The sequence below is a fragment of the Krasilnikovia cinnamomea genome (assembly GCF_004217545.1).
In the GTDB taxonomy this organism is placed as follows: domain Bacteria; phylum Actinomycetota; class Actinomycetes; order Mycobacteriales; family Micromonosporaceae; genus Actinoplanes; species Actinoplanes cinnamomeus.
In genome coordinates this window covers 5,621,432-5,645,492 of the sequence record NZ_SHKY01000001.1, presented here as the reverse complement: position 1 = coordinate 5,645,492, position 24,061 = coordinate 5,621,432, and the positions used below count along the sequence as shown (strand labels likewise).

17 protein-coding genes and 3 pseudogenes are annotated in these 24,061 nt (G+C 69.0%); 11 read left to right on the top strand and 9 right to left on the bottom strand.

Translation table 11 applies throughout. The features are described from left to right. Nucleotides 1–530 precede the first annotated feature (530 nt). On the top strand, nt 531–2,000 hold the full coding sequence (ltrA, locus tag EV385_RS25820) for a group II intron reverse transcriptase/maturase (protein ID WP_130511784.1): 1,470 nt from the start codon (nt 531–533) through the stop codon (nt 1,998–2,000). Between the two features lie 266 nt (nt 2,001–2,266). On the opposite strand, the gene EV385_RS25815 is transcribed toward ltrA, so the two are convergent. The 3 genes from EV385_RS25815 to EV385_RS25805 are packed head-to-tail and all read right to left on the bottom strand — an operon-like array spanning nt 2,267 to nt 7,167. Then, nucleotides 2,267–2,917: a hypothetical protein gene (locus EV385_RS25815; protein WP_130511783.1), complete on the bottom strand. Its 651-nt coding sequence runs from the start codon at nt 2,915–2,917 to the stop codon at nt 2,267–2,269. Further along, complete coding sequence (locus tag EV385_RS25810; RefSeq protein ID WP_130511782.1) at nt 2,914–3,225, bottom strand: hypothetical protein; 312 nt, start codon at nt 3,223–3,225, stop codon at nt 2,914–2,916. Before EV385_RS25810 ends, EV385_RS25815 begins: the two co-directional genes overlap by 4 nt. Before the next feature lie 27 nt (nt 3,226–3,252). Continuing rightward, nucleotides 3,253–7,167 carry a CHAT domain-containing protein gene (locus tag EV385_RS25805; protein WP_130511781.1) on the bottom strand — a complete coding sequence of 1,305 codons (3,915 nt, stop codon included), beginning with the start codon at nt 7,165–7,167 and terminating at the stop codon, nt 3,253–3,255. Nucleotides 7,168–7,493: 326 nt separating this feature from the next. Here EV385_RS25805 and EV385_RS25800 point away from each other — a divergent pair, with 326 nt between their 5' ends. Next, on the top strand, nt 7,494–7,934 hold the full coding sequence (locus EV385_RS25800) for a hypothetical protein (protein WP_130511780.1): 441 nt from the start codon (nt 7,494–7,496) through the stop codon (nt 7,932–7,934). Nucleotides 7,935–8,137: 203 nt separating this feature from the next. Here EV385_RS25800 and EV385_RS25795 read toward each other — a convergent pair whose 3' ends face one another. Continuing rightward, a complete protein-coding gene (locus tag EV385_RS25795) occupies nt 8,138–8,779 on the bottom strand; it encodes a TetR/AcrR family transcriptional regulator (protein ID WP_242625077.1) in 642 nt (213 codons plus the stop codon). A gap of 107 nt (nt 8,780–8,886) precedes the next feature. Here EV385_RS25795 and EV385_RS25790 point away from each other — a divergent pair, with 107 nt between their 5' ends. From EV385_RS25790 to EV385_RS35305, 9 genes and pseudogenes are all read left to right on the top strand, one after another. Next, nucleotides 8,887–10,233: a cytochrome P450 gene (locus EV385_RS25790; protein WP_130511779.1), complete on the top strand. Its 1,347-nt coding sequence runs from the start codon at nt 8,887–8,889 to the stop codon at nt 10,231–10,233. A 35-nt stretch (nt 10,234–10,268) separates the two neighbouring features. After that, nucleotides 10,269–11,120, top strand: a complete 852-nt coding sequence (locus EV385_RS25785; protein ID WP_130511778.1) for an SDR family NAD(P)-dependent oxidoreductase — start codon at nt 10,269–10,271, stop codon at nt 11,118–11,120. Beyond that, nucleotides 11,117–12,607: a flavin-containing monooxygenase gene (locus tag EV385_RS25780; protein WP_130511777.1), complete on the top strand. Its 1,491-nt coding sequence runs from the start codon at nt 11,117–11,119 to the stop codon at nt 12,605–12,607. Before EV385_RS25785 ends, EV385_RS25780 begins: the two co-directional genes overlap by 4 nt. Nucleotides 12,608–12,635: 28 nt before the next feature. Then, nucleotides 12,636–13,973, top strand: coding sequence for an MFS transporter (locus EV385_RS25775; RefSeq protein ID WP_130511776.1), 1,338 nt, complete (start codon nt 12,636–12,638; stop codon nt 13,971–13,973). Between the two features lie 296 nt (nt 13,974–14,269). Next, on the top strand, nt 14,270–14,737 hold the full coding sequence (locus EV385_RS25770; protein ID WP_207229936.1) for a pyridoxamine 5'-phosphate oxidase family protein: 468 nt from the start codon (nt 14,270–14,272) through the stop codon (nt 14,735–14,737). Nucleotides 14,738–15,076: 339 nt separating this feature from the next. Next, nucleotides 15,077–16,512 (top strand): IS3 family transposase gene (locus tag EV385_RS25765; protein ID WP_423203133.1). Its coding sequence is split into 2 segments (ribosomal slippage): nt 15,077–15,434 and nt 15,434–16,512, totalling 1,437 coding nucleotides; the frame shifts between segments, so codons are not numbered across the junction. Nucleotides 16,513–16,680: 168 nt separating this feature from the next. Beyond that, a complete protein-coding gene (locus EV385_RS25760) occupies nt 16,681–17,328 on the top strand; it encodes an RICIN domain-containing protein (RefSeq protein ID WP_130511775.1) in 648 nt (215 codons plus the stop codon). A gap of 64 nt (nt 17,329–17,392) precedes the next feature. Beyond that, a protein-coding gene (locus EV385_RS25755; RefSeq protein WP_207230136.1) for an IS5 family transposase occupies nt 17,393–18,213 on the top strand; the annotation gives its coding sequence in 2 pieces (ribosomal slippage) (nt 17,393–17,750 and nt 17,750–18,213; 822 coding nt in all). Nucleotides 18,214–18,343: 130 nt separating this feature from the next. After that, nucleotides 18,344–18,691 (top strand): annotated as a pseudogene (locus EV385_RS35305) (alpha/beta fold hydrolase); the annotation flags it as partial. A gap of 39 nt (nt 18,692–18,730) precedes the next feature. Here the strand turns inward: EV385_RS35305 and EV385_RS35980 are convergent. From EV385_RS35980 to EV385_RS25730, 5 genes and pseudogenes are all read right to left on the bottom strand, one after another. Then, nucleotides 18,731–18,921, bottom strand: a pseudogene (locus EV385_RS35980) (transposase); the annotation flags it as partial. A gap of 53 nt (nt 18,922–18,974) precedes the next feature. After that, nucleotides 18,975–19,703 (bottom strand): annotated as a pseudogene (locus EV385_RS25745) (transposase family protein); the annotation flags it as partial. 177 nt (nt 19,704–19,880) lie between these two features. Continuing rightward, nucleotides 19,881–21,182: an ATP-grasp domain-containing protein gene (locus EV385_RS25740; RefSeq protein ID WP_130511774.1), complete on the bottom strand. Its 1,302-nt coding sequence runs from the start codon at nt 21,180–21,182 to the stop codon at nt 19,881–19,883. Nucleotides 21,183–21,218: 36 nt separating this feature from the next. After that, the gene (locus EV385_RS25735) at nt 21,219–22,763 is read right to left on the bottom strand and encodes an amino acid adenylation domain-containing protein (RefSeq protein WP_130511773.1); all 1,545 of its coding nucleotides are present in this window, start codon (nt 22,761–22,763) and stop codon (nt 21,219–21,221) included. Further along, nucleotides 22,760–24,052: an MFS transporter gene (locus tag EV385_RS25730; protein WP_165449588.1), complete on the bottom strand. Its 1,293-nt coding sequence runs from the start codon at nt 24,050–24,052 to the stop codon at nt 22,760–22,762. Before EV385_RS25730 ends, EV385_RS25735 begins: the two co-directional genes overlap by 4 nt. Between the last annotated feature and the right edge of the window lie 9 nt (nt 24,053–24,061).

Below are 24,061 nucleotides of genomic sequence, written 5' to 3'. Positions count from 1 at the left end.
TCGCAGCAGGTTCCGTGGAGCTGGGGGCAGCCTGATCCGGGTGGTGCCGGGGAGGGTGGGAGCAGCCCTGATAGCAGCCGGGGTGTGCCAGTACTGCCAGATGGTGCGGGCCCGGCGAGCGTGACGGAGAGGAGTACGCGAGGAACCGGCGTTGTTACGTCCCTCAATCCTTCACCGGCTCGAACCTGGTAGATCTGGGCCGGATGCGGTGCGCACCCGTCGATACGGGCGGGGAACTTCGCGGGTGGTCTGACCCTGCTGCTCGTGGAGGCCATGGGGAATTCTGCGGCGTACTCATGGCGATGCCGCAGGGACACAGTCGGGCTCCTCCTTCGTCGAGCGAATCACAGTGAACACGGGAACCGTCTGGATCTTGCCCGCGGCCGCGCTGCCGGCGCGGTCGGGTGGGCTGGGCGCACCGACCGCCGATCGGTTCGAGACGGGGCGGAGCCGCCGTAGTAGTCCGAGGCCGGGAGAGCCGGTCACATGGCGAAGGGCGGCAGCGGTTGTCGAGGAGATGAGGAGCTGTAATGCCGAAAGACGCGCCGCCGAACGGCGGCGCTCGCGATCCGGCCCCGAAGGGGCCGTGGTCGCGGGTATCGGAGATGCAGGCCAAGCTTCACCGTTGGGCGGCGGCCGATCCGGGCCGCAGGTTCGACGACCTGTTCAACTTCGTATACGACCCGGCGACGCTGATCGTGGCGTTCGACCGGGTCGCGGGCAACACCGGAGCACGGACTCCCGGCGTCGACGGCCTTCGCGTTGCCGACATCGAGGAGGAGATCGGTGTTCCCGGGTTCCTGGACACTCTGCGGACTTCCCTCAAGGAAGGCTCGTTTCGGCCGTTGCCGGTGAGGGAGCGCATGATCCCCAAGCCGGGCGGGTCGGGGAAGCTGAGGAAGCTCGGTATCCCCACCGTGGCTGACAGGGTCGTCCAGGCTGCGCTGAAGCTGGTGCTGGAGCCCATTTTCGAGGCCGATTTCTTACCGGTCTCATACGGGTTCCGGCCTATGCGGCGAGCACATGACGCGATTGCGGAGATCCACATGCTCGGCACCAACGGCTATCAGTGGGTGCTGGACGCGGACATCGAAGCGGCCTTCGACTCGGTCTCACACTCCGCGCTGCTCGACCGGGTGCGGTTGCGGGTCAAGGACAAGCGGGTGCTGGCGCTGGTGAAGGCGTTCCTGAAAGCCGGGGTCCTCAGCGAACTGGGCGAGAACAGCGACACGCACACCGGCACGCCGCAAGGCGGGATCCTCTCCCCGTTGATCTTCAATGTTGCGATGCAGGTTCTCGACGAGCACCTGCATGGCCCGTGGGAGAACGGCGGGGCGATGGCCACGACCAGTCAACGCGTCAGGCGACGACGTAAGGGTCAACCGACCTGGCGAACCGTGCGTTATGCCGACGATTTCGTCGTCCTGGTGCACGGCAGCCGCAACGACGTCGAAGACCTGCGCGAAGAGATCGCTCAGGTGCTCGCAGGTCTGGGGTTGAGGCTGTCACCGGCCAAGACCCAGGTGGTGCACATGAGCGAGTCGTTCGACTTTCTGGGGTTCCGCATCCAGTGGCGCCGCAAGCGAGGAACGACGCAGTGGTACGTCTACACGTTCATCGCCGCGCGGGCGATCCGTTCGGTGAAGACGAAGATCCGTGCTCTGACAGGCAGGACGTCGCAGCAGGACCTCGGGACCGTGCTGATCAGGCTGAACCAGATCATGCGCGGGTGGGCCAACTACTTCAAGCACGCGGTGGCCAAGCACACCTTCAAGGTGCTGGAAAACTTCGTCTGGCGGCGAGTGATCCGGATGCTGATGGAACGCCACCACTGGAGATGGAAAGACGTCCGCCGACGGCTCACCACGCCCGCTGGGCAGTGGCGGCGACCGTCAGCGGACGGGATCGAGTTGTTCAACATCGCGGCAGTTCCCATCACGCGATACCGCTACCGCGGCAACACGATCCCCACACCCTGGACCCTGCCCAACCACGCATAGCGACAGACACCGTGGAGAGCCCGTTGCGGAGAGATCCGCACGGCGGGTTCGGCGAGCGGCCTGGGGAAACGGGCCGGGAGTGATCCCGGCACCGCGCCTCAGGCCGACTCAGCGGTCAAGGCGCGGGGTTTGGCCGCGTTGCTGGGGCGTGTGGGCTGCCGACGCCGGGTTGGAACTCGAGGGACCGGGAGTGGACGGCGCGCCGGGTGGGATCGGTGGTGCGGGTGGCGGCCCGGCCCACCGGGTGATGGACCTAGTCCGGGCCGTCAGCCGGGCGATGGGGTGCAGGTGGGCGCCGCGGCCAAGCCGTCGATCTGGGCGAGGTCGATGGTCTGGGGGCCGAGCGGGGTCTTGAGCACGAGTCGGCCCGCCGACACCGCGACGACCTCGCCGCACGAGCGGGCGCCGCCCGGGAGGCGGACCTCGATGCGCGGTTTGTCCTTCGCCGGGCCGTACCAGGTCACCCCCACCGCGGCGGCGAGCAGCGCCATGCAGGCGAAGGACAGCACAACACCGTGGCGCAGCGCACGCTCAGACGCGCTCGCCTCGGCCCAGCGGGTGAGCTCCGCCGGGTTGGCGGCGGCCGTCCGCTCCGATGTGGGCAGGGCGGCCGCGTAGGGGCGGCCGTGCGCGGCCCGCATCACCAGCAGAGCCGCCGCGCCGCCGGTGACCAGGGCAGCCAGCAGCAGGGCACCCACCCCGGCGGCAAACGGCGCGCTCAGCTGGGTCACGTCGGAGCGGCCCCGCACCAGACCGAAGCCGATCAGCCCGGCCAGCAGCGCGCCGAGACCGTTGCGCCAGGCAAGCGCGCCGGTCCGGATCCGGGGCAGTTCGTCGGCGAGCAGGTCGCGGGCGGCCTTGGCGGCCTCCCGGTCGCCGGGCGCGGCCGGCGGGCCCGCGGAGACCCGGACGGTCACGACGCCAGCCCGGTCAGCTCGACCGTCCAGTAGGCGCCGCAGCCCTCGTCGTCGTCCGGCCGGCCCGGGTGCTCGGCGCGGCAGGTGCACATCACCGGCGTCGGCCGCGGCCCGGAGCCGCCCGGAAAGACCAGGAAGACGCCGGTAGGCACCAGGTAGTCCATGCGGTCGCCGCAGCGCGGGCAGGTCCCGGTGAGCAGCACGCCCCGGCGGGTCTCGGTGGGCTCGCAGGTTGCCGAGAACGCCGCGGCGTAGGTGTCCGCGGGGACTTTCGCGAAGGGCAGCGGCGCGGGGGGTGTCTGGGTCATCTCGCTCACGAGCCTTCTGGGTCGGGGTCAGGGTCCGATGTGGGTGAATGGTGTCCACCGGTGTGGCCAGTCGGGCCGGCGGTCCCGGATCCGGCGCACCACCTCATGCAGGACGGCGGGCGCTCGGTCGGGTTCCATCCGCCCGTGCGCCGCGATCCTCTCGTACAGCGTGCCGAAGACCTCCGCGGAGGTCTCCTTGTCGATCGACCAGAGGGCGGCGATGACGTGCCGGAAGCCGGTGTGGTGCAGCGCCGCCGCCAGGGTGACGACCTCGTCGAGGAGATGGACGCCGCCGACCGCGGTCTTGCAGGCGGACAGGCCAGCGAAGTCGCCGCGGAACCGGCCGGTGCTCAGGTCGGCGACGGTCAGCACGCCGTCGCGTAGCCGCAGGCCGCCGCGCGACGGGGCGCGGAGGTCCTGGTCGCCGTGGCAGCTGAAGTGCGCCCAGCGGTGGTGCGGCAGCGCGGCCCGCACCGCCGCGACGTCGTCGAGCACCGTGCGGGCCTCCGCTGGAAAGCCCCGCAGCAGCGCGGTCCGCTCCGCCGAGTTGTCGATGGGCGGCAGCCCTTCCGGATCCGCCACGTCGACCAGCAGTAACCGGTCGGCCTCCGGATCCACGGGGGCCGCGGGCCGGCGGGCCTCCAGCAGCGCCCGCAGGGTGGGCGTGTACGACGACACCACCCGGTCCAGCACCGTCCGGTCGCCCTCGCCGTGCCGGCCCGCGGTGTGCAGCGGCAGCACGGTGAGCGGCCCGGTCGGGCACCACCACACCCGCGGCCACGTCGCCGCGTCCCCCTCGGGCGTGCCGGCGTGGCCGAGCGCGTCGAGCACCGGCTCGGCGATCGTGTCCCACAGCCACGCCTGCAGATCGGCGAGCAGACGGTCGACGCGCTCGTGCGCCTCCTCCACCGCCCGGGCGGCGTCGAGCCGCCGCCGGGCCACCGTGCGCGGGGACTCGCCCGACACGGGCCGCTGCGCCTCGATGCGCCGCAGATCGGCGGCCTCCGCCTCAGACAGGAGGGTGAGGTAGCCCTCGGCCCGGGCGATGACCTCCCCGAGCGTCAGGGCGGGCAACGGGCACGCCCGCAGCCCGTCGCGGCGCACCAGCAGCGCGTCGCACCGCCACCGGCTCACGTTGACGATCACCACGGGTCCGCCCTCGGCGGCCGCCAGCAGGCTGCCGGTGGGAGGCGGCCGCAGGAAGCCGGCGAACCCGTCCAGCTCGCGGACCCGCGCGACCAGTTCCTCCCACTCGTGGGCCGCCGCGATCCGCCGGTCGGTGTCCGGGCCGGACGGGGGCGCCAGCGGCACCACGGCCGCCGGCTCGTTGGTGAGTTCGGCGCCCACCGCCGCCAACCGGTCGGCGAGAGCCGGTCGCACGCGGCGCAGCGCGCCGAGGTCGGTGCCCATGTCCAGCAGCTGGGCCCAGGACACCGCGCGGCCCTGTTCGAGCAGGGCGACGGCGTGCTCGACCCGGCCCGCCGCGGTCGCGGAGGCCGCCGCGTCCGCCGCCGTGCCGCCCCACCAGGCGAGCCGTTCCTGCCGACCGTCCCGGTCGAGGCCGCGCCAGGCCATCAGGGGCAGCACCGCGACCGCCTGGGCGTAGCCGTCCGCCGCCTCGCTCCACCTGCCGAGACGGGCCGCCAGGTCACCGCGCCGGCGGCCGCAGGCCACCCGTTCCGTCGGGGGCGCCGTCTCTATCGCGGCGGCTCGGCGCAGGTCGTCGAGCGCGGCGTCGGCGGCCGTCTCGTTGCCCGACTGGTCGAACCGCGCCTGCGACACCCGGGCCAAGTTGGACAGGAACTGCGCCTGGTCGGGGCGACCCGCGCTCGCCTCGACAGCGTCCCGGCAGAGGACGGCGGCGGCCTCCAGATCGGCCGGATCCCCGCCGCTGTCGTAGCGCACGTGCCGCGCGTACCCGAGATTGCCGAGGTAGTTCGCCCGGTGCCGGTGTCCCACGGGGGCGTGGTCGATCGCCCACTGGAGGTGGGTGATCGCCGCGTCGAGGTCGGCGGGGTCCCCGCCGTGCCGGAAGCGGACCATGAGCGAGCCGCCGAGGTTGGACCGGGCCGCGTCCGGTGCGTCGGTGCCGACGTCGAGGGTCTCCAGGTTGGCGGCGATCGCCCGGTCGAGGTCGCGCGGGTCGCCGGCGCGCTCGAACCGGGCCTGCAGGGCGTTGTTCAGCGCGGACAGCCAGGGCCCCCGGCCGGCGTGGCCGGCGGGAGTGGCATCGACGGCGGCCTGCGCCTGGTCGACCGCGTCGTCGAGATCGGCCGGGTCGCCGAGCCGCCGGTACCGGAGCCGCAACGCGATGCTGAAGTGGGCCAGCATCTGCGGCCGGTGCGGGTGCTCCCCGTCGACGGCGCCGGCCGCCGTCCGCGCGTGGGCAACCGCGGCGATCAGGTCGTCGAGCCGGCCGGTGCGGGTAAACCGATCGATCAGCGCGTCACTGAGGTTGCCGTGCAGGCCCGCGTCCGATGTCCCGGCGTCGGCCACCGCCCGCCACGAGACGATCGCGGCGTCGAGGTCGGCCGTCTCACCCAGGCGCTGGTGCCGGAGGCGATGCACCACGCCCAGGTGCGCCAACCGTCCCGCCCGCTCGGGTGCGTCGGGGCCGGTCGCTTCGAGCACCCACCGCGCGTCGGCGACGACGGTCGTGAGGTCGGCGTCGTCGCCGAGCGTGGCCACCCGCTCGATCAGGACGGTGGTCAGGTTGGCCAGGCGCCCCTCGCCGGGCAACGCCTCGGCGGCACTGCGGCAGCAGGCGATGGCCTCGTCGAGGTCACTGGTCTCCCGGCCGGCGAGGTAACGCCGCCACAGCGCGCCACCAAGCCGCTCCAGCAGCGCACCCCGGTCGGAATGATCGGCCGGCAGCGCCGCGAGCGCCTCGCGAGCGGCTCCGATCATCTCCGAGTCGGCGGCCTCGTCAACCTGGAGGGCGAGCGCGGCCACCAGATTGGCGAGGCAGGCCGGCCGTTCGGCGCCGGCGCCCGCCTCGACCGCCGCCCGGGCGGCGGTCACCGAGGCCTCCGCGTCCCGCGCATCCCCGTCTCGCTGGTGGCGGGCGCGCAATGCCACGCTCAGGTTCGTCATGATCCGCGCCAGATCGGCGGCGTCGTGCTCCATGTCGGCGGCGTCGCCCCAGGCCGCGATGGCCGCGTCCAGATCGACCGGATCCCGGCCGCGCACGAAGCGCTCGTGCAGCGCCTCGCCGAGCGCGGCCAGGCACATCGCCCGCGCCCGGACCGCATCGTTCTGCAGTGCGCACTCGTCGATCGCGGCAAGGAGCCGGGTGATCGCCGCGCCGAGGTCGTCGCCCCGGTCGCGCAGGCGCAGCGTCCGGCCGAGATTGAGCAGATACGCCGACCGGTACGGATGCCCGGCCGGCACGGCGGCCAGCGCCTCCTCCAGGCGGCGGACGGCCTCGTCGAGGTCCCCGTCCAGTTTCGTGTCGGCGAACCGGGCCTGCAGGGCCTGACCGAGGTTGGCCAGCCACATGTGCCGTTCGGGATCGTCGGTCCCACCGACCTCCACAGCCCGCCGCAGCAGGCCAACTGCATTCGCGAGGTCGCCGCGCATGAGCAGCTGGGCGCCCCTCTCGCCCAGCTCCCCGGCCTCGTCCTGGCCGGCAGCCAGCCGCTCGCGCAACTCCTCGGGCACCAGCGCGGGATCCAGCCGGAAGACCGTGGCGAACAACCCCTGCGCGACCTCGTAGTCGGCGCGGCCCGCCCCGGCCGGCAACGCGAGATAGCGGCACCAGTGCAGCCAGGCCACCGCCCGCATCACCTGGGGTGAGATCGGGTGGTGCCGGCTGGCGGCCCGGGCGGTCGCCAGCAGCCGGCCGGCCTCGGTGAGCGCCCTGTTCGACAGCACCGGACCGGGGTCGCCCCGCTTGAGGTACGCCGCCGACCGGCGCCGCACCGACGTAAGTAACTTCTGCACGGCCCTCCCGCCGGTGTTGGATGCGGCGCAGAAGTTACCGCCCCGGCCAGCGGTCGTGCCATGTCGGATTTTGAACAGGGTGACATCTCGGTGGCCGCGGAACGCTTCCCCCAGCCACCACGACGGCCAGGTCGGTGTCGGGGAAGGTCACCGTGGACAGCGGGTCGCCGCCCGCATCCATCCGGTCCTGCCCCCGGTCGTGCACGGCGGCGCTGTTGGCCTTACCACTCCGTGCGACCCGCCAAGGTCGGGTGCGCTCGTGCCGAGATCCACCCATTGGATCAAGTGGCTGGCGTGACTGGTGACGTCCGTACCTTCGGGCTCCAGTGGACGCGACCGAGCGCCCCAGGATGATCATGACGGTAATCTCCACCGGTGGGTTACTGGGGGACGGTCGTGGTCGCACGACCGCAGGATTGCTGACCGATCAGGACGGTGTCGCCGGATTCGGCCATGAGCATCGTTGGTTGCCGTACCTCCGTGGCGGTTGGCAGCTGCTGGAGACGACCGGGTTCAGCGATCCGCCGGACCTGCTCCAGCCGTGCGAGGCGGGCGCGGCGACGACTGGTCACCCAGTGCTGGCCGCCTACATCAGTGACATCCATTGCGCGGTGATGTGCGCGGCGGATCCCGGTCGGGTCGGTGCGCTTACCCACCTGTGGGATGTCGCCGGGCCGTGCGGGGTATTCCGGCATCAGCCGGCGGACGTGCCGGCGCCCCTGGGGCGCAGCATCGACGACGTCGTCACCGAACTGGTTGCTTGGTGAAGGCGCTGGTGGTGGCCGGGATCGGGCGGACGTTGCCGTGGTCGTTGCCGGCGTACGACTGGCCCTTCTCAGCGTTCCATGACGGCGTCCGTGACGACTGGCCCAAGGTGTGGCTGACCGCCACTGCAACCCTCCGGTAGGGCCTTCATGCCACGCGGCCGAGCCAGCCGGCACCCGTGCGGCTGTGCGACGACCGCCGACGGTCAGCGACCCGGGACTCGGGGTGTGGGGCCGAGCAGGGCGGTGCAAGCATGGACGGCGAGTTCGGTGTTGTCGCTGATGCGTCCGCCGTCCTCGACGGTGGAGGCGGTCAGCTCGCGGAGTCCGCCGAGCAGCATGATCGCGAGTTGTCGCGGCACCGGGCTGACCCGGACCGTGCGCCACTCGGCGGTGTCGCAGAGGGCCTGGATCATGGTGATGAAGGCTTCCATCGTGTCCCGTTGAAGTCGGCGGGCCGCAGTACCGAGGGACGGCACGTCGCGGATCCAGCTGAGGGTGATCGCGGGCCGGGATTCCGCGGAGGCGATCCATGCCTCGACGGCCTGGCGTACCTGGCTGGTCCACGGTGCCTTCTCGTCGACGGCGGCCGAGATCTGGCGGATCATCTCGGCGTTGGCATCGGTGAGGAGCGCGACGAAGCAGGCTTCCTTGTCGGAGAAGTGCTGGTAGAAGGTCCGCCGAGAGGTACGCGCGCGGCGCACGATGTCAGCGACCGTGGTATTCCGGTAGCCGTCCTCCGTGATCGATGTGACCAGGCCGTCGAGCAGCCGCCGGCGGAACTGGCCGGTGTCGCCGTTCACGGGTGCGGTCGGCTCGGCAGCGCGTTGGTGTCGCACGGTCGTCACCGTGGCCACGCTATACCTCCTGTCCGGCTTGCTCCCTTGTACCGAACGGTACGTGAGCGTACCGTTCCAATGGTACGTTCGCGTACCGCTCTGGAGGTGGTGCTCCGATGACGACCGTCACGCTTCCGCCGGGTCCCTCGAAACCTCGTGCCGTGCAGGGCGTGTACGCGCTGGCCGTTGCGCACCGCGGGATGCGCCGGATGCGAGACCGCTACGGGGACTCTTTCACCGTCAACGTGCCGACGTACGGCCGGGCCGTGATCATCAGCGATCCCGCCGAGGTCAGGCAGGTGTTCATGACCAGCCCGAACTTCGCGGACAAGCCCGACCGGAATCTCGGTCGGGTGCTCGGTCCCGGCTCGTTGTTCGCGCTCGTCGGCGAGGAGCACCGCAGGCAGCGCAGGCTGCTCGTCCCGCCGTTCCACGGCCGCCGGCTGGCGGTCTACGAGAAGATCGTGGAAGAGGAGACGGTGCGGGAGCTGGCGTCGTGGCCGCAGGGCCCGGCCTTCGCGACACTGCCTTCGATGACGCGGATCACCCTCAACATCATCCTGCGCGCGGTGTTCGGCTCCGCGGGTGCCGAGTTCGCCGACCTGCGCGAGCTGCTGCCGCGGATGATCAAGCTCGGGTCACGGTTGGCCGTACTGCCCGTTCCCAAGGTCGACCTCGGACGGTGGAGCCCGTGGGGGCGGTTCTGGGCGATGCGCCGCGAGTACGACGCGATCGTGGGACGGTTGGTCGCCAAGGGGCGGCGGGACGTGAACCTCGACGCCCGCGACGACATCCTCGCGCTGATGCTGCAGAGTCGCTACGACGACGGCTCGGAGATGAGCGGCAGCGAGATCGCCGATCAGCTGCTCACGCTGCTCGCGGCCGGGCACGAGACGACCGCGACGACGCTCGCCTGGGCGGTCGAGCGGCTGCGCCGTCACCCGGCGGTCCTGAGCGAGCTCCTCGACGAGGTGGACGCGGGTGGCGACGCGCTGCGCGAGGCGGCGATCTTCGAGGTGCAGCGCACCCGTCCGGTGATCGACTTTGTCGGACGGCAGGTGCAGGCCGACCACTTCCAGGTGGGCCGGTGGACCGTGCCGAAGGGGTACGCGGTGCTGGTCAGCATCACGCTGATGCACGACAACGAGTCGATGTTCCCGAACGCCCAGAGGTTCGATCCACACCGCTTCCTCGGCACCCGACCTGACCTGTACCAGTGGATTCCGTACGGCGGCGGCAGCCGGCGGTGCCTCGGTGCCGCGTTTGCGAACTTGGAGATGAACGTCGTCCTGCGTACGATGCTGCGCGACCTCGCCCTGGTGCCCACCGACGAACCCGGCGAGCGTTGGCACTCGCGCGGCGTGGCCAACGCCCCGGCCCAGGGCGGCCGCGCGGTCGTTCGCCGCCGCAGCATCGCACCGCTGCCGTCCACCACGGCCGGCGACACCGGAGCGCGGTCGTGACCGAGCGCGGCGGGTCCGGGCCAGCGGGAGTGCCGATGCCCCGACGATCTCGTCGGATCGCCGGCCGCCCCGTGATGATCACCGGCGCGGCCTCCGGCATCGGTCGCAGCCTGGCCCGGCGGCTGTCGGGGCTGGGCTCCCCCGTGGCCATCGCCGATGTGGACGAGGCCGGGTTGAACGCGACCGCTGCGATGCTGTCTGGTCCGGTGTTCAGCCGGGTCTTGGACGTCCGGGACGCGGCCGATCAGCTGCGGTTCGCCGACGAGATGCGCGAGTGGCTCCCGGCGCCGCTGGCGGCGGTGTTCAACAACGCAGGCGTCGCCGTCACATCGACCGTCGCGGGCGCCGTTCCGGAGGACGACGATTGGCTGTTCCAGACCAATTTCTGGGGCGTCGTCCACGGGACCCGGGCGTTCCTGCCGGTCCTCATCGAGCAGGACGACGGCGTCATCGTGAACACCTCGAGCGTGTTCGGGCTCCTCGGCATGCCTTATCAGAGCGCCTACTGCGCCGCCAAGTTCGCCATCCGCGGGTTCACCGACGCCCTGCGCCAGGAACTGCGCGGCACCGGCGTACGGGCCGTGACGGTGCACCCGGGCGGCATCACCACGAACATCGCCCGCAACGCGCGCTTCCGCACCGACCCCGAGGGCCTCGGGCGGACGAAGGAACAGATGGCAGCGCAGTTCGAGGCCGTCACCATGACGTCGCCGGACAAGGCCGCAGCGATCATCCACCGCGGTGTAGAGCACGGCAAGGCCCGGATTCTGGTCGGGCCGGACGCCTACCTGTTCGACGCACTCGCCCGGATCGCGCCGACCCACTACTACGCCGTGATCTCGCGCCTGCAGGCCGGGCTGCGTGCCCGCCAGAGGGAGTCCGTGTGACAACGACGACCGAGCATCTCGATGTGCTGATCATCGGCGCCGGACTGTCCGGCATCGGTGCGGCACACCACCTCCAATCGGCCTTCCCCAGCCGGAACTACGCGATCCTCGAGGCCCGCGACGCGATCGGCGGGACGTGGGACCTGTTCCGATACCCCGGCGTGCGGTCCGACTCCGACATGCACACCCTCGGCTACCGGTTCCGGCCGTGGACACAGGCCAAGGCCATCGCCGACGGGCCGGCCATCCTGCGCTACATCCGCGACACCGCCGCCGAGGCGGGCCTCGACCGGCGGGTCCGTTTCGGGCATCGGGTGATGCGCGCGGAATGGTCCACCCCGGACGCGCGCTGGACGGTCGAGGCGGTCCATGACGGCAAGACTGTCCGCCTGACCACCAACTTCCTGTACGTCTGCAGCGGCTACTACCGCTACGACGCCGGCTATACGCCGGATCTGCCCGGTATCGAGCGGTTCGGCGGCACCGTCGTCCACCCGCAGCGCTGGCCGGAGAACCTCGACTACACCGACAAGAAGGCCGTCGTGATCGGCAGCGGGGCGACGGCCGTGACGCTCGTGCCGGCCATGGCCGACCGGGCCGAACACGTGACGATGCTGCAGCGCTCGCCCACCTACATCCTGTCGCTGCCCGCCGAGGACCCGATCGCGAACCGGCTGCGGCGCGTGCTCGGGGCACGCCGTGCGTATCCGATCGTACGGTGGAAGAACATCGCGATGGGCACGCTGATCTACCAGGTCAGCCGGCGCCGTCCACACCTCATGAGGTCGTTGCTGCGCAAGGCGGCGATCCGTCAACTGCCGCCCGGCTACCACGTCGACACCCATTTCAATCCCAGCTACCAACCGTGGGACCAGCGGCTGTGCTTCGCCCCCGACGGCGATCTGTTCGCCGCGATCAGCCAGGGACGGGCGTCCGTGGTGACCGACCGCATCGCAGAGTTCACCGAGGCGGGACTGCGCCTGGAGTCCGGCGCCGAACTCGACGCGGACGTCGTCGTCACCGCCACCGGGCTGGAGCTGCTGGCACTCGGCGGCCTCCGACTCGCCGTCGACGGCCACGCGGTCGAACTTCCGGAGACCATGGCCTATCGGGGCATGATGCTCAGCGGCGTACCGAACTTCGCCTTCACGGTCGGTTACACGAACGCGTCCTGGACCCTGAAGGCCGACCTCGTCAGCGAGTACGTCATCCGGCTGCTGCGGTACCTCGACGCGCACGGCTACGACCAGTGCGTGCCGGCCAACGACGACCCGACCGTCACCCAGCGGCCACTGCTCGACTTCCAGGCCGGCTACGTGCTGCGCTCCATCGACGAGTTCCCCAAGGCCGGCTCGCGGGCCCCCTGGCATCTTGGCATGAGCTACGCGCACGACCTGCTGAGGCTTCGGCACGGCCGGATCGAGGACGGCGCCATGCGATTCTCCCGCCGACCCGTGAGCCACGAGGCCGCCAGCCAGACGGCGTAACCGACCAACGCTGCGGGAAGGTGTCCTCGTGCGACCGTTCTACGCACGCGAGCTGACGCAGTACCCCACCGGTGCCCGGCGGATGCGCTATCTGTTGATGGCCGTCATGGCCAGCCTCATCGTCAACTTCGAGGGCCAGATCTCGCCCGTCGTGCCGCTGCTGCTCGACGACCTGGGCATGTCGCTGAAGACCTACGGCGTGATCGTCGCGGTGGCCGTGGTCGTCGGCGGCATCTCGGCCGCGATTGGTGGCGGGCTCGCCGACCGGCACGGCCGCGTCCTGCTCCTGATGCCCGCGCTGGTGCTCGCGGCCTTGTGCACCTACGCCACCGTACTGGTGCAGACGCCGACGCAGTTTCTGGTGGTCCGTTGCCTGTTGCTGTTCGTCGAAGGCGCGGCGGTCACGACGACCGCCGGCCTGGTCCGGGACTTCTCGCCGCGGCTGGGACGCGCCACCGCGTTCGGATTCTGGACCTGGGGACCGATCGGCGCGAACTTCCTGGCCGCCGGCATCGCCGGAGTGACACTGCCCATCTTCGGGACCTGGCAGTCGCAGGTCGTCATCATGGGCACTGTCGCACTGGTGTTCTGCATCGTGATCACCTTCTTCATCGCGGACCTGTCGCCGCACCTGCGGGCGCGTGTCATCACCTCGGAGTCGGACATGGTGGCGGCGGACGGCGACGGTGCGGTCGACCTGCGCGCCGCCCGGGGGCTCATGGCGCACCGGGTCTTCTGGGCACACCTCGCGGGCATCACCCTGTGGTTGGTCTGGTACTGGACAATGCAGATCTTCGGGCCGACGCTGCTCGTGCAGACGTTCGGACTCACGGCCAGCCGCGCCGCGTCCGTCATGGCCGTCACCTGGGCAATCACCCTCCTGACACTGATCGTCGCCGGGCGGCTCTCCGATCGCCTGCAAGCGCGTAAGCCCATCATCCTGGTTGGCGCCATCGGCGGGATCGTCGGCATGGTCCTCTTCGTCACGCTGGCCGACAGCGGCCGGGCAAGCGTCGCTCAGTTGATCGGGGTCAACGCACTGCTCGGCGTCGCGATCGCGGCTACGTATGCACCCTGGATGGCGCTCTTCTCCGAGGACGTCGAGGATCTGCGGCCGGACCTGCAGGCCACGGCCTGGGGCGCGTTCGGCCTCTCGGTCCGGCTCATGATCGTGGTGGTGCTGGTCGGATCGCCGGTCGTCGCGGCCGGTGGCGCGGGATGGAGCGGGTGGCTGCTCATCGCGACGCTCTGCAACGTACTCTTCCTCCCCGCTCTGTACCTGTTCGGCGGTGGCTGGCGGCGGGTTTCACCGACCGCCCCGGAGCCGGCAGGGCGGGCCGCTCGCGGCGGTGGCACCGGCCGGTAGCCGCGCGGGGCTGTGACACCATGGCTCGTCCGGCGGGCCGGGCACGACGACGTCCTCGCCAAATCCAGCCGCGCGATCGTCGTCTCCAGCACGGCGAGGTCGGTCTGGCCCCGCACAGGGTTCGACTGAACTCCGGGGCCGCCATCGTCGGCTGATCTTCAGGTGTCGGCCAGCCGGGCCCGACAATGAATCGGAAACCTCACCATGGATGTCGAGAACGTCCGACCGGCTCCGTCCCAGGGGTACGAGGAGCCGAACGGCCGGCTCGACGACACCGCCTACAGGAGCGAAAGAGCATGGAACAGCACGAGATCACCGAGATCCTGAACCGCCCGCTCAGCCAGGAGCTGCTGGCTCGCGACCTGACCCGCTTGGCCTACGTCGCGAAGGACGGGACACCGCGCAACATCCCGATCGCGTTCACCTGGAACGGCTCGGAGATCGTCCTATGCACCACCAAGAACGCCCCGAAACTCCCCTCTCTGCGCCACAAACCCGAGGTCGCGCTGACAATCGACACCGAGGTACATCCGCCCAAGATCCTGCTCATCCGCGGGCGTGCCGAGCTGGATGTCGTCGACGGCATCCCCGAGGAGTACCTGGAGATGAACGGCAGCTACCCGATGACGCCCGAGCAACGGGTCGAGTGGGAGGCAGAGGTTCGCTCGCTCTACGACGGCATGGTCCGCATCCTCATCACCCCGACCTGGGCGAAGTTGATCGACTTCGAAAAACCACCCTCCCCACCGCGGTCGAGGAGCTGATCCGGCAACGGGCCGAACGGCAGCGCGCCTGAGAGGACGTCTGATTCACGTGGTTTGATCGGCGTCGCGTTCCCACCGGATCAGACCCGGCCCGGCCGTAACCGCCGACCAGGCCGTCGTCGCCGCGGGCGTGGGTTCTGGTCGTGTTCCATGCCAGTCGCGGTCGGTTCGTTGGCGGACCCGTCGCGCAGGCGTGGGAGTGCCACGCGTAAACCACCTCGTGAGCGTCCGCCGCGGCCACGACCCTGTCTGCCAGGGTGAGTTGAGGCCAGCGGTTCATAGCAAGTCCGCCGGACAGGGCGAGTGCAGGATCGAGAAGCGTTGACTACTGCTGTTGACATGGTCGTGGCCCAGGATGGGGTCATGAGTCGCAAGAAGGGGCCGCGTTCGGGCGGTTCGCGGGCCCGCCGGTCGTTCACGCCGGGGCAGAAGCTGGACCTGTTGACCCGCTATGAGCAGGCCGTGGAGGCCGGTGAGGGCGGGGCGTTCCTGCGGCGCGAGGGCTTGTACTCGTCGTTGATCTCGGAGTGGCGCCGGGCCCGTGACGCCGGGCTGTTGCAGGGTAAACCTGCCGGTGAGACGGTCGGGCGGCCGTCGGCGGAGCAGGCCGAGATCGCCCGGCTGCGCCGTGAGCTGGCGCAGGCGCAGGCGAAGCTGGCACGCACGGAGACGGCGTTGACGATCATGGGAAAAGCGCGCGAGCTCTTGGAGGACATCTCCAGGAGCGAGCCGGACGGTCCGGACGTGTTCGGGCTCGGCAAGCGCTGATGGACACCTATCACGAGCTGACCAGCGTGAAGATCCCGACGCGGGAGGCGAAGCGGCTGACCGGGATCGCCCGGTCCAGCGCGGACCGGGACCGGCGTCGCCCGACACCGTCACGGCCGTCCCGGCGGGCACCGGCGAACGCGCTCACCCCGGCCGAGCGTGAGCAGGTCCTGCGGTTGTTGACCAGTGCCGAGTTCGTCGACGCCGCCCCGGCGCAGATCTCCGCGGCGCTGCTGGACCAGGGCGTGTACCTGGGCTCGATCGCGACGATGTACCGGATTCTGCGTGAGCATGAACAGGTCCGTGAGCGTCGCCGGCAGGCCCGGCATCCGGCCCGGACGCGTCCCGAGCTGGTCGCCGACGCACCGGGGCAGGTCTACAGCTGGGACATCACGAAACTCGCTGGCCCGGTCAAAGGCGTCTACTTCGACGCCTACGTGATGATCGACATCTACTCCCGGTACATCGTCGGCGCACGGGTGCACGCCCGCGAATCGGGTCCGCTCGCCGAGAACATGATGCGGGAGGTGTTCGACGTCCACGGCGTCCCGCACGTGGTCCACGCCGACCGGGGCACCTCGATGACCTCGAAGTCGGTGGCTGACCTGCTCGAAGACCTTCAGGTGACCCGTTCGCACTCGCGGCCGAAGACCTCCAACGACAATCCGTATTCCGAGGCCTGGTTCAAGACGCTCAAGTACGCGCCGGTCTTCCCGGACCGGTTCGCGACGCTGGCCGATGCCCGGGCGTTCATGGCCGAGTTCGTGGCCTGGTACAACCACGCTCACCGGCACTCCGGAATCGGCCTGCACACCCCCGCCGACGTCCACCACGGCCGCCACCACCAGGTCCGCGCCGGCCGCGAGGACACCCTCGCCGCGGCCCGTACCGCCCACCCAGAACGGTTCGGCACCAGCCCACCACTGCCCAAGATCCTCGACCTGCCCGACCAAGTCTGGATCAACCAGCCCGACCAGGAAACCCAGCCCGAACTCCAAACCGCTTAACTCCCGTTGGCCTCATTCCCTTGACACGTTCCGACGATGCCGAACACGGCTGGACTCACCCATGCTGGCTGCGCCGCAGCATGAGCAGCCACCGCTGCATACCGCGACCGACACGGCGACCCACGACCTTCTATCATCGGCACACTCAGTTTCTTCGATAGGAGCCCGATGATCAGGAAGTTCCCACGCGCCGTCGTGTCGGTGGTTGTCGCCGCGATCGTTTCAGCGGGAATCCTCACAGCCAGCGAGCCAGCGGGCGCACACCACGGCCGCGACATTGACAGCCTGTGGCTCCAGACGATGGGCCGCCCTCGCCACTGCCTCGACGCACCGCCTGGCACCATGGGTCGTGACGGCGGCGCGGTCAAGCTCCACTACTGTCACGATGCAGGTGCCGTCGATCAGGCCAACCAGCGCTGGTACATGGAGTGGGACGCCGCCGCCACCGGCTACCGAATCAAGCTTGAACCAACCGGCAAATGCCTCGAGGCGACCAAGGCCGACGGCCGTCTCCAACTCTGGGCGTGCAACGGCGCGGACCATCAACTCTGGAAACTGATACCGCTGACCGACGAACCCTCGCGCATTGGTGGCTCGCACGTCCCCGCGGAGTTCAGGCACCCGTACTGGGTGTGGAACAAATACCACACAGACAAGGCGAACGAAACCAGGTTCCTCGCCGCCACATCAAAGAGCACTGTGGGGCTCCAGGGCTTCCGATCGGGCGACAAGGACCATCACTGGGACAGCTACGAGCTGCAGTGCATGTACGCATACAAGAAGCATTACGACGGCCTTCGCAACGCCTGCCGCTAAGAGCTCCTAACTCAATCGGGTGTATCGGTATGACCTGATCTTCGGTGTGGTCGTTGTCGGTGACATGAGGAAGCGCGACCCGCAACCGTGGCTGGTCGACGACGACCTCTGGACTCGGGTCGAGCCGCTGATTCCGAAGCAGCGGCCGCGGTCGGGTCCTGGTCGTCGACCGGTCGATGACCGCAAGGTGTTGTGCGGCATCCTGTTCGTCCTCTACACCGGCATCCGTTGGGAATGGCTACCCCGCGAGCTCGGCTTCGGCTGCGGCATGACCTGCTGGCGACGGCTGCGTGACTGGAACAACGCCGGCGTCTGGCAACGGCTGCACGAGGTCCTGCTGGCCGAGCTGCGTGCCGCGGGCAAGCTCGACCTGTCGAGGGCCGTGGTCGACGCCAGCCATATCCGAGCGCTCAAGGGCGGCCCAAAACCGGCCGGAGTCCGGTAGACCGCGGCCGGCCGGGCTCCAAACACCACCTCATCACCGACGCCGGCGGTGTTCCCCTCGCGGTGCTGCTCACCGGCGGCAACCGCAACGACGTCACCCAGCTCATCGCACTACTTGAAGCCGTTCCGCCGATCCGCGGCAAACGCGGACGGCCCCGCCAGCGGGCCCCGAAGGTCTACGCCGACCGGGGCTACGACCATGACAAGTACCGTGCCCAGGTCCGCGAGCTCGGCGTCACTCCGGTCATCGCCCGCCGTGGCACCGCGCATGGTTCCGGGCTGGGAAAGTTCCGGTGGGTCGTCGAGCAGACCTTCGCGCTGCTGCACTGGTTCCGTCGTCTACGCATCCGCTGGGAGATCCGCGACGACATCCACGAAGCCCTACTCAAACTCGGCTGCGCCCTCATCTGCTGGCGCCGCCTCCGAACCACAAAGAGTTAGGAGTTCTTAGCGGATTCCGGTCCGATGCTCCTCACCAGTCGGCTACTGTCGGCCGGTGCTTCTTGCTCATGACGTGGCCGGGACGGGTCCGGCGGTGGTCCTGCTGCACTCCTCGGTCTGCGATCGGCGGATGTGGGACCCGCAGTGGCAGATCCTGCTGGACACCGGATACCGCGTGGTGCGCTGCGACTTCCGGGGGCATGGCGAGTCGCCGGCCCCGACCGAAGCGTTCAACGCGGCCGACGACGTCCGGGATCTGCTCGATGCGCTGCAGGTGTCCGACGCCATCCTGATCGGCTCCTCCTACGGTGGCCGGGTCGCCCAGGAAATCGCCGCAAGGTGGCCCAGGCGGGTCACGGCACTGGTGCTGCTCTGCGCGGCGACGCGGCTGCACCCGCCCACCGAGGCGATCCTGAAGTTCGGTGCCCGCGAGCAGGAACTGCTGGACGCCGGTGACGTCGAGGCCGCGGTGGCGCTGAACGTCGCCACGTTCCTCGGACCGGCCGCGTCGGCGGACGTGTTCGTCCTTGCCGCGGCCGTAGGTGTGGCAAAAGGAACGCTGCGGCTGCAGTTGCCGTCCGGGCGCAGCCACGGCGAGACATCCACCGCGAGGACCAGGCGGCCGTCCGCCGCCCGCGGCAACGGCACCCCGGCCAGGCGTCGGCGCAGCGATTCGACGTCGATACGCCCCGCGTTGAGCGCGTCAGGTGCAGTGCGGCGGCGACGACGTCGCCGATCCGGCGTGGGCTGATCGTGGTGTGGCGTAGTGTTTTCCAGCGTCCGATCAGGATGGCGAAGCCGCGTTCGCCTTGCCAGCGCAGGCCGCGTAGCAGCCGGTTGTGGGCGCGGTTGTCGGGTGCGAGTGGTTTCCCGTCGGCGGGTTGCTTGATCGGCGTTTTGATGCCGTGACCTGCGCTTTCGTAGCCGGAGTCGGCCAGTGTGGGCAGGTCGAGTTCGGCGGCGGACCAGTTCAGCGCTGCGGTCACACCGAGTTCGCGGGCGCAGCTGGTGTCGTGCAGATGCCCTGGCATTGCCTGTGAGGTCCAGATCGGTAGCCCGTCCGGACGCATGATCGCTTGGATGTTCGCGCCGAAGTCGCGGTGCTTTCCGGAATACCAGGCGTCGATCGTTGCGCCTTTGACCGACAGGGTGGTCTCGGTGAGCCGGTCGCAGTCGAACAGCTTGCCGTCGAGGATCACGTATGACCAGCCGTCGGCGGCAGCCCGGCGCAGGGCGGTGTGCAGATCGATCGCCTGCGCGGCGAGGACCGCGACGCCTTCGTCGCGGTAGCGGTATGCGGTCGCCCGCGAGACCCCGAAGCCGGCGCCCAGCAGGGTCAGGTCCTCCTGCTTACGGAACCAGACGAGCACGAACAATGCCTGGTAGAAGCAGGTCAGCGCGCGAGTCTTCTTCCGGGTGCCAAGCGCGCGGCGCTCGGCGTGCAGCAACCGGGCCACGTGCTGCACCAGTTCCCTCGGAACGTCGACCATGGCACGATAAGCCAGCACGTGGAGCCCTCTCGAAGACGTGGATCTGTCGCAAGACCTGTCTATCGATGGCTCCACGTCTATTTCCAGGAACGTCCGATACTACCTATTCACCCGTGTCATCCAGAATTAGTAGCTCTTCCTTGCTGAGATCAGTTCACTCACTGATGAAGAAAGAGGTCAGATGGGCGGGCCGACCAGGGCGCTACCGGTTCGTTGCAGCGTCCACATCGCCGGCGCGGTCAGAGGCCCCTCAACCGTGTCATAGGTGAATGACAGTTTCGCGTTCGCGCGGTCGAGGATGTCCAGCATCTCGAGGTGGTTGGTGGCCCGTCCCCGGATGACGTCGATCCACGTCGTCATCACTCCGCGGTTCAGTTCCGCCGGTGGGTGCAGGTAAACCTCGTATGACTGGACGCCGTCGACCTGCTTGGCGTCCTGCACGCCGCTGACCTCGGTCAGCCGGCACGCCGCTAGCGGCGGCAGGTTGTGGTATTGAAAGAACGTTCCCTGTGGATTTAATGCCAACCCATGGACGGGATGGCCCATTGCGATCGCGGCGGCCGCCGCGATCAGATCCACCCCGCACGCGCGCAGTGCCAGCTCGTTGATCTGACCGCCGATGCGGCCGTTCACCTCGATCAGTCGTGGGCCTTCAGAGGTCAGTTTCACCTCGGTATGGGTGATGCCGGTGCGGATATCGAGGGCGAGCAATGCACGCCGGGTCAGGGCGATGATCTCGTCGTGTTCGGCGGACGAGACCGGTGCGGGCCAGAAGTGGCCCTGTTCCCGGAACGGGGGCAAAATGGGGAATTTCCCGGTGATGGCGAGATGAGTGATCTCGCCCTCGACGACGTAACTCTCCACTGAGACGTAGTCGCCGAACGGTAACCGGGATTGACCTTCGATAAACTCCTCGGCGACAAGCTCGCCGCCGTACTCCGCGGCCAGGCGGCTGAGCAGCATCGCGCCGGAGGCCTCGTCGCGTACCAGGTGCGTGTACTGGCTTCCCTCACCGAGCCGTGGCTTGACCACTACGGGAAGTCCGACATCGCGCACAACATTCGACCATTGCGTGGTATCGCGTAGGTGGGCGCTCTTGGTCTCCTGAACGCCGGCGGCCGCCAGCCGCCGCCGCTGGGCGTACTTGTCGCGCAGCAGCATCGCCGTCTCCGGCGAATGGAACAGCAGATTCAGCGCGTCCGCGATCTCGGCGGTGGGAACGAGCATTCTTTCTGCGTACGTGATGATGCCGTCGGGCTCCCACTGCCGCAGTAGCGCGATCAGCTGATCGCGCGGCTGTTGCAGCGGCGTCGTTTCGGCGATGCCTTCGAGGAAGGGCGCGGCCGTCAGGGTGTACGGTGAGTCGCCGAGCACGATGATGAGGTCAGCCCATTCCGTGAGGCTCAGCAGGATTTCGGACGGGGTGACCGCTCCTTCCTCGAACATGACGATGAGACGGGGACGACGACCATCCTGCATGCGATGACCCTTCTCTCAGAAGAATTCCGGATCGCGTCAGACCCGCCACACCGACTGCACCGTCTTTGTGATCGATCGCCGGTCGACCTTGCCGTTGCTGGTGCGTGGAAGGCTTTCCAGCCGCACGAAGCCGACCGGCACCATGTAGGCGGGCAGGTGTTGGTGGGTGTACTGCATGAGCTCGTTCACTGCGACGGGATCGCCGGTGTACGCTGCCAGCAGCTCGGGCTCCGACCCATCGTGCGGTGTGACAACGATCGCCTCATTTATGGAGGGGTGCCGATTAAGGACCGCCTCGATGTCGCCCGGCTCGATCCGGAATCCCCTGTTTTTGATCTGGTGGTCCACACGACCCACATGGACGATCCCGGCCGGTTCGACCCTCACCACATCGCCGGTTCGGTAGTAGTGGTCGTCGGTCAACGGCCCACTATGACCGCGGGTGTCCGCCAACGCCGGTTCGAAGAACCGGTGCTGGTTCTCGACCGGATCCAGATAGCCGGCGAACCGCTGCGGACCGCGTACGCATAGCTCACCGACGTCTCCCTCGTCGCCGCGCTCATCGACGATCAGCGCCTCCAGCCACGGCAGGACCGGCCCGATCGGGACCGTGTCGTTGTGCGTGCGCGGCCACTCATCGCGATTGGCCGGAAGCCGGTAGGCGGTGCACGAGATGGTCAGTTCGGTTGGACCGTACAAATTGTCGATCGACGATCCGGGGGCGGCCGCCGCCCAGGCTCCTGCTTGCCGGTAGGTGAGCCGTTCACCGCAGAAGATGCTCCAGCGCAGCGACGGCAGGGACGCCGGACGGAGGCTGCCGTCTTCGCCGGCCAGCGAGACGACTGACGGTACGGAGAACCAGTGTGTCAGTCGCTTCTCGCGGATGTAGTCGGCAGGCGACAACAGGTCGATGCGGTCTGCAACGACGACGGTCGCACCCGCGCCCCAGCCGACGAACATGTCGAACACCGACAGGTCGAAGGTCAGGTCGAACACCTGGGACAGTCGACAACCGGGACCGACTTGGAACCGGCGGATGTGGAAATCGAGATAGCGGTTCAGATTCCGGTGCTCGATCGGGACCCCTTTCGGAGTGCCGGTCGAGCCGGAGGTGAACAGGATGTAGGCGACGTCGTCCTCGCTACTGTGATAAGCGGGGAGGACGCCGCGATCCGCTGATCCGCGCTCGAGCTCATCCATCGATACGGCAACAGCGGTGATGCCGTGCGGGATCTGTGAGAATGCGATCCCGTCGGTGTCCACCACCAGGAGATCCACTTCAGCTGCGGCGAAGATCGCTGCGTTGCGCTGCGACGGGAAATCGGGATTGACCGGTACGACCGTTGCGCCCAATCGCTGCACGGCCAGATACGCCACGTAGCCGATGGCGCCCCGGTCGCTGGGAACGGCGATCCGCCGGTACGGTCCGCCGGGTCGGCTCGCGATGAGCGCGGCCAGTTCCTCGACGACATCGTGCAGGTGCCGGTATGACAGTGCACGGCCCCTGACCTCGATGGCGGTCGCTTCCGGGTAGGCCTCGACGCTGGCTGCGAACCATGCGTAGAGCGATTGCGGGGTCATGGGTGTGAGGTCCTTTCTACGATACCGGGGGCAAACTTCGCCGCCGACAACATGCGCACACCCTTGCTGAAAGTCACGATGATCGATGCAATCACGAAGATGAACGTGAACGCGGCGAACGCCACGGCGTGATTCCAAGTCTCCAGCAGAAGTCCCGCCAACAAGGGCGCGAAGGGGTTGAGCCCGGAGATCAGCAGGCCCATGGCGGCGACGACGCGGCCGTGCAGATGGTCTGGCGTCACCGCCGTTTGGTGCCCGAACAGGATGGAGGTGGTCGGCGGCGCGAAAAGTACGAGGATCGGCAGCGGTACCACCATCCAGTAACCGGCGGGCAGCACGATGCAGAGCGCCACCATAGATGCGCTCGTCCAGGAGAGAATCACCACGAGCCGCCGGGGCGGGAGCTTGCGCTGCAGCATCGGCGCGAGGACCGCTCCGAGGATGCCGCCGGACGCTACGACGGCCAGGCATACACCTACGCCGTAGGACGGCACACCGGCCTCGTTCAGCACCACCACGACGACGAACATGGTGCCGGTGAAAGCCATGTTGAGCAGGGGCCCGATGGCGGCCAGGGCACGTAGGAACGGCTGGTGGAACAGGAACTGGGCACCGATGAGGAAGGAGGCCCATACCCCCTCGCCGTCCTGCTCGCGAGGGCTCTGCAGTGGCTTGCGGATGGCCAGGACGGACAGGAATGAGAGGGAGTAAGCGAACGCATTGAAAATGAACGGCGCCACCCGGGCGATGTTCAGAAGCACGCCGCCCAGTGCGGGGCCGAGAAGTTCGGCGGTAAAGGTGCGGGCCTCGTTGCGGGCGGCCGCAGTCTGGATCTGCTCCATCGGCACGATGTGGCGCAGTGCCGTCCGTTCCGCGGAGACGAAGAGCGCGGCGCCGCCCGCATCCACCGCCGCGACCAACATGATCAGCCAAAGCGTGGCGCTGCCGGTGGCGATCGTTACGATGGCGACGACCATCGCGAGGATGCGGGCGGTCTCGCACCAGAGCATCACCGACCGGCGTTGGAGACGGTCGAGCAACACCCCTGCTGGTAGCCGGGCGACGACCTCAGAGAGGGCGCAGACGGCGGCTACGGCACTGGCCGCGGCGACGGATTCGAAGAGCGCGAGGATGAGCAGTGGATAGACGAGGAAGCTGACGCGCGACCCGGTTGCGGACAATGCTTGGCTCAACCACAGCCGCTTGAAGTCGCGGTTACGGCCGAGCGGGACTTGCTCCGCCTCCTCGGCGGCGGGATCTGACAATGTCGAGCGGCCCTTCCTCTTCAAGGCATGACA

What these genes read in the sequence shown, in the direction of transcription:
- EV385_RS25790 (WP_130511779.1), top strand. Translation starts at nt 8,887, where the DNA reads ATGACGACCGTCACGCTTCCGCCGGGTCCCTCGAAACCTCGTGCCGTG.
- EV385_RS25770 (WP_207229936.1), top strand. Translation starts at nt 14,270, where the DNA reads ATGGAACAGCACGAGATCACCGAGATCCTGAACCGCCCGCTCAGCCAG.
- EV385_RS25760 (WP_130511775.1), top strand. Translation starts at nt 16,681, where the DNA reads ATGATCAGGAAGTTCCCACGCGCCGTCGTGTCGGTGGTTGTCGCCGCG.
- EV385_RS25735 (WP_130511773.1), bottom strand. Translation starts at nt 22,763, where the DNA reads ATGACCCCGCAATCGCTCTACGCATGGTTCGCAGCCAGCGTCGAGGCC.
- ltrA (WP_130511784.1), top strand. Translation starts at nt 531, where the DNA reads ATGCCGAAAGACGCGCCGCCGAACGGCGGCGCTCGCGATCCGGCCCCG.
- EV385_RS25785 (WP_130511778.1), top strand. Translation starts at nt 10,269, where the DNA reads ATGCCCCGACGATCTCGTCGGATCGCCGGCCGCCCCGTGATGATCACC.
- EV385_RS25810 (WP_130511782.1), bottom strand. Translation starts at nt 3,225, where the DNA reads ATGACCCAGACACCCCCCGCGCCGCTGCCCTTCGCGAAAGTCCCCGCG.
- EV385_RS25740 (WP_130511774.1), bottom strand. Translation starts at nt 21,182, where the DNA reads ATGCAGGATGGTCGTCGTCCCCGTCTCATCGTCATGTTCGAGGAAGGA.